The following is a 10,730-nucleotide window of genomic DNA, read 5'->3' on the forward strand; positions in this document are numbered from 1 at the left end:
GGGCCTCTCCACGCATGAGATGGCCGTGGTACCTGTACCCCCTCACCCGGATCGCAAGAGCGATCCGACCTCTCCCCGCAAGCGGGGTGAGGTAAGAAAAAAATCAATGCGCCTCGTCCCAATTGTTCGCCGCGCGTGCATCGACGTGCAGCGGCACCGAGAGCAGCACGGCCGGGAACGGCGCGTCCTGCATCACGTGCTGCACGACGGGGAGCGTGGCCTCGACCTCCGCGTCCGGCACCTCGAAGATCAATTCGTCATGCACCTGCAGCAGCATCTGCGCAGATAGCTTCTTCAGGACCAGGGCATCCTCCATCCGCGTCATGGCGCGGCGGATGATGTCGGCGGCGGTGCCCTGGAGCCGAGCGTTGATCGCGGCGCGCTCGTTGAAGGCGCGCACCGAGGCGTTCGAAGCCTTGATGTCGGGATAGTGCATCTTCCGTCCGAACAGCGTGGTGACGTAGCCGTGGCTCCGGCAGAAGTCGCGCGTCTCGTCCATGTAGGCGCGGATGCCGGGAAAGCGCTCGAAGTATTTCTTGATGTAGGCGGAGGCCTCTTCGCGTGCGATGCCGAGCTGGTTGGCGAGGCCGAACGCCGAAATGCCGTAGATGATGCCGAAATTGATCGCCTTGGCGCGGCGCCTGATTTCGCTCGGCATGCCCTTGATCGGCACGCCGAACATTTCCGATGCGGTCATGGCGTGAATGTCGAGACCGTCCTTGAACGCCTGCTGCAGCACGGGAATGTCGGCGATCTCGGCAAGCAGCCGCAGCTCGATCTGCGAATAGTCGGCGGAGACGAGCTTGTGCCCTGGCGTTGCGATGAAGGCGCGCCGGATCTTGCGTCCGTCCTCGGTGCGCACCGGAATGTTCTGCAAATTCGGCTCGTTCGACGACAGCCGGCCCGTCGTGGTCGCGGCCAGCGCGTAGGTCGTGTGGACGCGATGGGTCTGGGGATTCACATAGGTCGGCAGCGCGTCGGTGTAGGTCGATTTCAGCTTCGAGACCTGGCGCCACTCCAGAATCTTCTTCGGCAGGTCGTGGCCCTGCTCGGCGAGCTCGTCGAGCACCTGAGCGGTGGTCGACCACGCGCCGGTCTTGGTCTTGGTGCCGCCGGACAGTCCCATCTTGCCGAACAAGATGTCGCCGATCTGCTTCGGGCTGCCGACATTGACCGGCTCGCCCGCGATCTGCTGGATCTCGGCCTCGACGCGGGCCGCGGTCTGGGCGAAGTCGCCGGAGAGACGCGACAGCACCTGGCGGTCGATCGAGATGCCGCGCCGCTCCATGCGCGCGAGCACCGATACCAGCGGCCGTTCCAGCGTCTCGTAGACCGTGGTCATGTGCTCGGCGACAAGGCGCGGCTTCAGCACGCGCCAGACGCGCAAGGTGATGTCGGCGCCTTCCGCCGAGAGCGCCGCGGCCTTGTCGATCGGCACCTGGTCGAACGTGATCTTGCCCTTGCCGCTGCCGAGCAGCTCGTTCTCCTTGAGCATGGCGTGACCGAACCAGCGCTCGGACAGCTGCTCCAGCGCGTGCGAGCCGCGGCCGGCGTCGAGCACGTAGGAGATCAGCTGCGCATCGTCGGTGTTGCGCAGTGTGATGCCGTGCTGCGCCAGCATCACCGCGGTGAATTTGACGTCGAATCCGATCTTGAGAATGCCTGGTGATTCCAGCACCGGCCGCAACGCCTCGATCGCATCACTGTGCCTGACCTGGTCGGGCGCGAGGCCGGCGTCGAACAGGCCGGCACCGCCGCCGGACTGCTTGTGCGCCAGCGGCACGTAGCAGGCCTCGTTCGGCGCCAGCGCCAGCGCGATGCCGCAGAGATCGGCCTGCATCGGATCGATCGAGTTTGCCCGGATCTCGACCGCGACATGGCCGGCATCATGGATACGCGCGATGAAGGCGTTCAATTCCGCGAGGCTGTTGATAGCCTGGTACTTGCTGCGATCGACCGTAAGCTTGCGCAAAGCCTCTTCGCGCGCGGCGGCGAGCGAAATCGGCGCGCCCTTCGGGCTCGCGGCCTTGTCCTCCTTGGTCGCCGATGCGTTGCGCTGGCCCACTGGCGCTTGCGGCGTGCCGGTTCCCGGGGCGGGCACGACGTCGGAAGGCGGCAGCGGCGAGAAGACGCTGGCGCCGCTGGAATAGCCCGGATCGGCATCGACGTTGGCCGGATCGATCTGCGAGAACTCGGCGACGCGGCGCGTCAGCGTGGAAAATTCCATCGCCTTCAGGAACGCGATCAGCTTGCGCGCATCGGGTTCGTGGACGGCGAGATCGTCCAGCGGGACTTCGAGGTCGACCTTGTCGTCGAGCAATACGAGCTGCCGTGAGATGCGCGCCTTCTCGGCGTTCTCGATCAGCGCCTCGCGCCGCTTCGGCTGTTTGATTTCGGTGGCGCGGAACAGCAGTTGCTCGAGATCGCCATATTCGACGATCAGCTGCGCCGCGGTCTTGATGCCGATGCCGGGCACGCCAGGAACGTTGTCGGTGGAATCGCCGGCCAGGGCCTGCACCTCCACCACCTTCTCCGGCGGCACGCCAAACTTCTCGATCACCTCGGGGATGCCGATGCGGCGGTCCTTCATGGTGTCGTACATGGTGACGCAATCGGTGACGAGCTGCATCAGGTCCTTGTCGGAGGACACGATCGTCGCGCTCGCGCCGCGCTCGCAGGCCTGACGCACATAGGTCGCAATCAGATCGTCGGCCTCGAAGCCGACCTGTTCCAGGCAAGGCAGGTCGAAGGCGCGTACCGCTTCGCGGATCAGCGAAAATTGCGGGATCAGATCGTCCGGCGCCGGCGCCCGGTGCGCCTTGTACTCAGGATAGATCTTGTTGCGGAAGGTGATTTCCGACTTGTCGAAGATGATCGCCAGATGCGTCGGCCGGTTGTCCTCGGGCATCTCGCGCAAAAGCTTCCACAGCATGTTGCAGAAGCCGAGCACGGCATTGACCTGCAAGCCGTCGGACTTGCGGTTCATCGGCGGCAGCGCATGGTAGGCGCGGAAGATGTAGCCGGAACCGTCGACCAGGAAGACATGGTCGCCCTTGCCGGCCGCCTTCGCGGCGACGGGCTTGGCAGCAGCTGTCGCAGCAGCGGGTTTGGTTTCGGCCTTGGCGACGGTCTTCGGGGATGTCTTGGGCATGGCCGCAATGTATGAATTTTTGCGGACTTTGACAGCCTTGGGAGGGGGATTTTTGGACCCGTGGCGCTGCTATCCCCACTGTCATTCCCCGCGAAAGCGGGGAATCCAGTACGCCGCGGCCTCTCGGCTCAATCACTGACGTCTCGGCGTGCTGGGTCACCCGGTCAAGCCGGGCGACGACATCGAGAGGGCGGCTATTCCGCCGCCTGCAGCACCGGCCCTGTCTTCTTCGGCGCGATCCAGAACGCATCGGGCCGCTCGAACAGGAAATTGCCGCTAAGGCGCAGAGCGATCTGCCAAATCGCGAGCGAGCCGATCACGCCGACGATGGTCACGATCAACGACACCGCGCCGATGTCGGGAATGATGCCGGTGCGCAAGAGCAGCGTCCGTGTCGCCGCCATCGGCAGGAAGAAGGCGAGATAGATCACGATCGAATGTTCGCCGCAGAAACGGAAAACGTTCAACCACTGCGCGCGCGCGAGCAGCGTGCCCATCGTGATGATGGCGCAGGCGCCGGCGAAGCCGAGCATGAGCGATACGAATTTCCACTCGCTGGCGCCGAGCATAACCAAGCCGCTATTGACCAGCGCCCATGTCGCGAGCGCTGCCAGCGCCCATGCGGGATGATTGCGCGCGCGGTCCGACAGCGCGAACACGTAGGGCGCGAACAAATAGCCTGAATAGAAATAAACGAAACGCGCGCAGAACTCGTCGATCGCGGTCCAGCCCGTTGCGACCCGCGCCGTCTCTAGTGCCGCCGCGATGAGCCAGATCGCGGGCGGCGGGACCAGCCGTGTCAGTTTTGTGACGACGAAGAAGATCGGCAAAAGGTAGATGAACCACAGCGTGCCGAACGGCTCGACGAAGGATTCCAGATAGAGCAAGCCGGCGTCGCGCCAGCTCGTTTCCGCCGCGAATGCGGGGGCCTTGAAGCCGAACTGGATTGTCACCCAGACGACATAGAAATAGGCGAAATGCACCACCTTGCGGTCGAGATAGGTTCGCCAGTCCCGGTCGATCACCAGTGGCAGGAACAGACCCGAAATCAGGAAGAAATCCGGCATCCGGAATGGCTTCGCGAAGGCCACCAAGACATGCATGAAACCGGTCTCGCCGGCAGCAAGCTCGACCCCCAGCACCGAATGCATCATCACGACCATGACGATGCAGATGCCCTTGGCGTAATCGACCCAATCGACGCGCCCAGCAGCCGGGGCCTTGAGTCCCCCGCTCGCGGCGATTGTGCCTGATGGTGCCATGGTGTCTCTTTTTGAGGCGTGTTCCGCCAGGATCTGCGTGAACGCGGGGCAGTTTGCCGCCTTGCTGCTTACGATTTCTTTACCGGTACAAGTGCTGTGCCGTTTTTTGTACGCGGGCTGTTCCCTCACCCCGGTAAAATGCTAAACCGCCTTGGAATAGGGATTTTGTTAACCAAGCCAAACAGGGTTTTTCATGCGCATTGCTATGATCGGCACGGGCTATGTGGGACTGGTGTCCGGGGCCTGCTTTGCGGATTTCGGTCACGACGTCGTCTGCGTCGACAAGGACGAGAAGAAGATCGCGGCCCTTCATCGTGGCGAGATCCCGATCTACGAGCCCGGGCTCGACGAGCTGGTGGCGACCAACGTCAAGGCCAAGCGGCTGGAGTTCACCACCGATTTGTCCAAGCCGGTCGCGGATGCCGATGCCGTGTTCATCGCGGTCGGCACACCGTCGCGCCGCGGCGACGGCCACGCCGATCTGTCCTATGTCTATGCCGCCGCGAAAGAGATCGCGCAGTCGCTGTCCGGCTTCACCGTCGTCGTGACCAAGTCGACCGTACCGGTCGGCACCGGCGACGAGGTCGAGCGAATCATCCGCGAGACCAATCCCAAAGCCGACGTGGTCGTCGCCTCGAATCCCGAATTCCTGCGCGAGGGCGCGGCGATCCGCGACTTCAAATTCCCCGATCGCATCGTCGTCGGCACCGCCGACGAGCGCGGCCGCAAGGTGATGAGCGACATCTATCGTCCGCTGTCGCTGAACCAGGCGCCGCTGATGTTCACGGAACGCCGCACCGCCGAGATGATCAAATACGCCGCCAACGCGTTCCTCGCGACCAAGATCACCTTCATCAACGAGATCGCCGACCTCTCCGAAAAGGCCGGCGCCAACGTGCAGGAGGTCGCGCGCGGCATTGGCCTGGACAACCGCATCGGCACCAAGTTCCTGCATGCCGGTCCCGGCTTCGGCGGCTCCTGCTTTCCGAAGGACACCAAGGCGCTGATCAAGATCGCGCAGGACTACGATGTGAGCTTGCGCATCGTCGAGTCCGTGCTGGCGGTCAACGAGAACCGCAAGCGCGCGATGGCGCGAAAAGTGAGCCAGGCGCTCGGCGGCTCGCTGCGCGGCAAGACCATCGCCGTGCTCGGCCTCACCTTCAAGCCCGACACCGACGACATGCGCGATGCGCCGTCGATTCCGCTGGTCACCGGCCTGATCGACATGGGCGCGAAGGTGAAGGCCTTCGATCCCGTCGGCATGGAGCAGGCGAAGAGCGAGCTGCCCAGCATCACTTATTGCGAGGACGCCTATTCCTGCGCGGAAGGCGCCGATGCGATCGTGATCGTCACCGAATGGGTGCAGTTCCGGGCGCTCGACCTCGACCGGCTGAAGGCGACCATGGCGCAGCCCGTCATCGTCGACTTGCGCAACATCTACCGCCCCGAGGAGATGGCTGCGGCCGGCTTCGTCTACGAGAGCATTGGCCGGCCGCCGGTGCAGGGCTAGCGATCCAACGTCGCGCATAATTCCGTCATGGCCGGGCTTGTCCCGGCCATCCACGTCTGTTTTCTAGTGTGACGACGTGGATGCCCGGCGGTTTCCGTGCGAAGACGCGCTTCGCGCTTTTGCCGGGCATGACGAATGGACAGGCCTTGCCCCGCAGTTTCGACACGCCCCTCCCGATCGATGCCGTGCTCGACGACCTTTCGCGCACGCTGGAGGCGCATCATGCCGCCGTGCTGGTGGCGCCCCCGGGCGCCGGCAAGACCACGCGCGTGCCACTGGCGCTGCTCGATGCCCCCTGGGCCAAGGGCAAGAAGATCATCGTGCTGGAGCCGCGGCGCATCGCGGCGCGCGCCAGCGCCGACCGCATGGCCAAATCACTGGGCGAACGCGCCGGCGAGACTGTCGGCTATCGCGTCCGCTTCGGCTCGAAGATCTCGCGCGCGACCCGCATCGAGGTGGTGACGGAGGGTATCTTCACCCGCCAGATTCTCGACGATCCCGAGCTGTCGGGCATCGCCGCCGTCCTGTTCGACGAATTCCACGAGCGCTCGCTCGATGCCGACATGGGCCTCGCGCTGGCGCGCGACGCGCAAACCGGCCTGCGCGAGGATTTGCGCATCCTCGTGATGTCGGCAACGCTCGATGGCGCCCGCGTGGCAAGATTGCTCGGCGAAGCGCCCGTCGTCGAAAGCGAGGGCCGCGCCTTTCCGGTCGAGACCCGCTATCTCGGCCGCAAGGTGGACGCGCCGGTGGAGCGACAGATGGCGGATGCGATCGCCTCGGCGCTACGGGCCGATGCCGGCTCGGTGCTGGCGTTCCTGCCGGGCGCCGCTGAAATCCGCCGAACCCAGAACCTCCTCGCCGAACGAGTGCAGGATTCCAGCATCGAAATCGTGCCGCTGTTCGGCGCACTCGACGCCGCCGTGCAGGATCGTGCCATCTCGCCGGCACCCAAGGGCACGCGCAAGGTGGTGCTGGCGACCTCGATCGCGGAGACCTCGCTCACCATTGAGGGTGTGCGCATCGTGGTCGATTCCGGTCTTGCCCGCGTGCCGCGCTACGAGCCCGACATCGGCCTGACCCGGCTCGAGACCGTGCGCGTCTCGCGCGCGGCGGCGGACCAGCGCCGCGGCCGCGCCGGCCGCACCGAGCCCGGTGTCTGCTACCGGCTCTGGGACGAACCTCAGACAGCCTCGCTCGCGCCCTACACCCAGCCCGAGATCCTCAGCGCCGATCTGTCCTCGCTGGTGCTCGATCTCGCGCAATGGGGCGTCGCCGATCCTGCCGCACTGTCGTTTCTCGACCCGCCGCCGCAGCCGGCCTGGAAGGAAGCAAAAAACCTGCTCTCCGAGCTCAACGCGCTCGATGGCGATGGCCGCATCACCGCGGAAGGCAAGAGCCTGCGCGCGCTGGCGCTGCCGCCGCGGCTCGCGCGCATGATCGTGGATTCGCATCGTGCCGGCGAGGGCGAAGCCGCCGCCGAGATCGCTGCCATCATCACCGAGCGCGGGCTCGGCGGCGACAGCGTCGATCTCGAGCACCGTCGGGATCAGTTCCGCCGCGACCGTTCCCCGCGAGCCGCAAGCGCGCGCGACCTCGCGCGGCGCTGGGCCTCGCAGGTGGCGGCGTCAGAGAAGGCGGCGACCGGAGAAGCTGGCCTCTCGACCGGCCTGATGCTGGCCTACGCCTTCCCGGATCGCGTCGCGCGCAACCGCGGCAATGGCAGCTTCGTGCTCGCCAACGGTCGAGGTGCTGCCGTAGATCAAACCTCCTCGCTCGCGCGCGCCCCCTATATCGCGATCGGCGAGATGACGGGCACGGCGGCGAGCGGACGCATTCTGCTCGCAGCGCAAATCTCGCAGGACGAGATCGAACGGCATTTCGCCGAGCATATCGAATCCGTCGAGGAGATCTCGTTCGATCGCGGCGCGATGGCGCTGCGGGCGCGGCGCAAGCGCGCGCTGCACGCGATCACGCTCTCCGAGGCGACGCTCGCCGTGTCGCCCTCGGAGGACACTGCGCGCATCTTCGCGGATGGGCTCATCGCCGCCGGACTCGACCGGCTGCCCTGGTCGAAGGTAGCCAAACAATGGCGCGATCGCGTGATGTTTTTGCGCAAGGCCGAGGGCGACAGCTGGCCCGATTTGTCGGACGACGGCTTGATCGCACGGCGCGACGATTGGCTGGTGCCGGCGCTCTACGACAAGATCGCGCTGAAGGACATCTCCGCCGGCGATCTCTCCGACGCGCTGATGGCGTTGTTGCCGTGGGAGATGCGCGCGCGGCTCGACCGCGAGGCGCCGACGCATTTCGAGGCGCCGACCGGCAGCGTGCTCGCCATCGACTATGAAGCCGAGCAGGGGCCGACCATCGCGGTGCGGCTGCAGGAATTGTTCGGCCTCAACACCCATCCCTCGATCGCCGCCGGCAAGGTGCCGCTGGTGCTGGAGCTGCTGTCGCCGGCGCAGCGCCCGGTGCAGGTGACGCGCGATCTTCCTGGCTTCTGGCGCGGCAGCTACAGTGCCGTGCGCTCCGATTTGCGCGGCCGCTACCCGCGCCATCCCTGGCCCGAAGATCCGGCGAATGCGCTTCCGACCCGGCGGGTCAAGCCGCGCGGGACGTGAGGCGCTAGATATGCGAGTGCATCCATGCCCGCTGGCGCAGCTGGAACCTACGGCAATTGACCGTGCGCGGGATTGAAAAAGTCCACGCCGTCGTGCTCTGGTGCGCCCTCACCAACAACATCCTGCAAGGTAACCGCCTCCGCAGCGCAGAAGCGAGAGCTCATCGACGAACTCAGACCCGCCATTTACCGCGATAAAGCAGCCCCACTCCGCTCCGAACGAGCAAAAGCGTCACAAGCTCTGAGGATGAGGGTCTCACAAAATTGCATTCTGCCCGGAAATCGCTATTTTCCGCGCCCCGGAGGCCCCTTAGATGTCCGTTATCGATCTTGCCGCGAACCCGAGCGATCTGCGTGCGCTCGCCGAACAATCCAACGCCTGGCCGTTCGAGCAGGCGAAGGCCATTGTCGCGCGGCTGAAGAAAAGCCCGAAGGACGAGGTGCTGTTCGAGACCGGCTACGGGCCATCAGGCCTGCCGCATATCGGCACCTTCGGCGAGGTCGCGCGCACCTCGATGGTGCGGCACGCTTTTCATGTGCTGACCGAGAACAAGATCAAGACGCGCCTGCTCGCGTTCTCCGACGACATGGACGGGTTTCGGAAAGTGCCCGACAACGTCCCCAACAAGGAGATGCTGGCCGCGCATCTCGGCAAGCCGCTGACCCGCGTGCCGGATCCGTTCTCCAACGAGTACCCGTCGTTCGGGCACCACAACAATGCACGGCTGCGCGCCTTCCTCGATCATTTCGGCTTCGACTACGAATTCGCGAGCTCGACCGACTATTATACGTCCGGCCGTTTCGACGCGACGCTGCTCAAGATGTTAGCTGCCTACGACAAGGTGATGGCGATCATCCTGCCGACGCTCGGACCCGACCGCCGCGCGACCTATTCGCCGTTCCTCCCCATCAGCAAGACCACGGGTGTCGTGCTGCAGGTGCCGATGATCCGCCGCGACGTTGCGGCCGGCACGGTGACCTATCTCGATCCCGATACCAACCAGGAAGTCGAGACGCCGGTCACCGGCGGTAACGTCAAGTGCCAATGGAAGGCCGACTGGGCGATGCGCTGGGTCGCGCTCGGCGTCGATTACGAGATGGCCGGCAAGGATCTGATCGACTCGGTCAAACTCTCCGGCGCGATCGCGAGGGCGCTCGGCGCCACGCCGCCGGAGGGCTTCAACTACGAGCTCTTCCTCGACGACAAGGGCCAGAAGATATCGAAGTCGAAGGGCAACGGCCTCACCATCGACGAATGGCTGCGCTACGCCTCGCCGGAATCGCTGTCGCTGTTCATGTATCGCGAGCCGAAGGCGGCCAAGCGGCTGTATTTCGACGTCATCCCGCGCAACGTCGACGACTACCAGCAGTTCATTGACGGCTTTGCCAAGCAGGACGCCAAGCAGCAGCTCGGCAATCCGGTCTGGCATGTCCACAGCGGCCATCCGCCGAAGTTCGACATGCCCGTCACGTTCCAGCTCTTGCTGACGCTGGTGTCGTCGTCGAATGCGGAGAATGCCGAGACGCTGTGGGGTTTCATTGGCCGCTACCGGCCCGGCGTGAGCCCGCAGACGCATCCCAAGCTCGACGCGATGGTCGGCTATGCCATCAATTATTATCGCGACTTCGTCGCGCCGACGAAGACGTTCCGCGAACCGACCGAGACCGAGCGCGCGGCGCTGCAGGATTTGCGGGATGCATTATCGCAGCTTCCGCAGGACGCCTCGGCCGAGGACATCCAGAACGTCGTCTACGAGATCGGCCGCCGCGAGCCGTTCCTCGATCCAGTCAAGAAGGGCAAGGACGGCCGTCCCGGCGTGACACTCGACTGGTTCAACATGCTCTACCAGGTGCTGCTCGGCCAGGAAAAGGGCCCGCGCTTCGGCTCCTTTGTCGCGGTGTATGGCGTGCAGAACGCGGTGAATATGATCGACGGCGCGCTGGCGCGGAGTGCGTGAGGAACGCATTGCTGTTACGAGCGCAATGCATCTCCCCAAGGTCGTCCCGGCGAAGGCCGGGACCCGTAGCCCCAGGAAGAGGTTTGGCGAAGGTTGGTAGTCATGAGGCCTTTGGGACGAAGACCGCCACTCTCTGATAGATCACGCGGTATGGGTCCCGGCCTTCGCCCTAGGGCATGCACATATCTGGTGCGGCGGATTGACTCAGAGCGGCATCTGGGGATTC

The 10,730-nt window shown here is 64.9% G+C and carries 5 protein-coding genes and 1 pseudogene; 4 read left to right on the forward strand and 2 right to left on the reverse strand.

Features of this window, described 5'->3' with window-relative positions; translation table 11 throughout:
- Positions 1-103: 103 nt before the first annotated feature.
- Positions 104-3,151 (reverse strand): DNA polymerase I, encoded by a 3,048-nt coding sequence (gene polA / locus AC0L21_RS29300; RefSeq protein WP_473265120.1) that lies wholly within the window; start codon positions 3,149-3,151, stop codon positions 104-106.
- A 194-nt stretch (positions 3,152-3,345) separates the two neighbouring features.
- Positions 3,346-4,413, reverse strand: a complete 1,068-nt coding sequence (locus AC0L21_RS29305; RefSeq protein WP_473265121.1) for an acyltransferase family protein — start codon at positions 4,411-4,413, stop codon at positions 3,346-3,348.
- A gap of 193 nt (positions 4,414-4,606) precedes the next feature.
- Here AC0L21_RS29305 and AC0L21_RS29310 point away from each other — a divergent pair, with 193 nt between their 5' ends.
- The 4 genes and pseudogenes from AC0L21_RS29310 to AC0L21_RS29325 all read left to right on the forward strand — a co-directional run bounded on the left by AC0L21_RS29310 (position 4,607) and on the right by AC0L21_RS29325 (position 10,504).
- On the forward strand, positions 4,607-5,923 hold the full coding sequence (locus tag AC0L21_RS29310; protein WP_473265122.1) for a UDP-glucose dehydrogenase family protein: 1,317 nt from the start codon (positions 4,607-4,609) through the stop codon (positions 5,921-5,923).
- Between the two features lie 146 nt (positions 5,924-6,069).
- Positions 6,070-8,547, forward strand: a complete 2,478-nt coding sequence (gene hrpB / locus AC0L21_RS29315) for an ATP-dependent helicase HrpB (RefSeq protein WP_473265123.1) — start codon at positions 6,070-6,072, stop codon at positions 8,545-8,547.
- 8 nt (positions 8,548-8,555) lie between these two features.
- A pseudogene (locus tag AC0L21_RS29320) lies at positions 8,556-8,744 on the forward strand (hypothetical protein); the annotation flags it as partial.
- A gap of 116 nt (positions 8,745-8,860) precedes the next feature.
- Entirely contained in the window at positions 8,861-10,504 is a 1,644-nt protein-coding gene (locus AC0L21_RS29325; protein ID WP_473265124.1) for a lysine--tRNA ligase, read from the forward strand.
- The last annotated feature ends 226 nt before the right edge of the window (positions 10,505-10,730 follow it).

This window comes from Bradyrhizobium sp. WSM4873 (assembly GCF_055811355.1).

What these genes read in the sequence shown, in the direction of transcription:
- polA (WP_473265120.1), bottom strand. Translation starts at nt 3,151, where the DNA reads ATGCCCAAGACATCCCCGAAGACCGTCGCCAAGGCCGAAACCAAACCC.
- AC0L21_RS29305 (WP_473265121.1), bottom strand. Translation starts at nt 4,413, where the DNA reads ATGGCACCATCAGGCACAATCGCCGCGAGCGGGGGACTCAAGGCCCCG.
- AC0L21_RS29310 (WP_473265122.1), top strand. Translation starts at nt 4,607, where the DNA reads ATGCGCATTGCTATGATCGGCACGGGCTATGTGGGACTGGTGTCCGGG.
- AC0L21_RS29325 (WP_473265124.1), top strand. Translation starts at nt 8,861, where the DNA reads ATGTCCGTTATCGATCTTGCCGCGAACCCGAGCGATCTGCGTGCGCTC.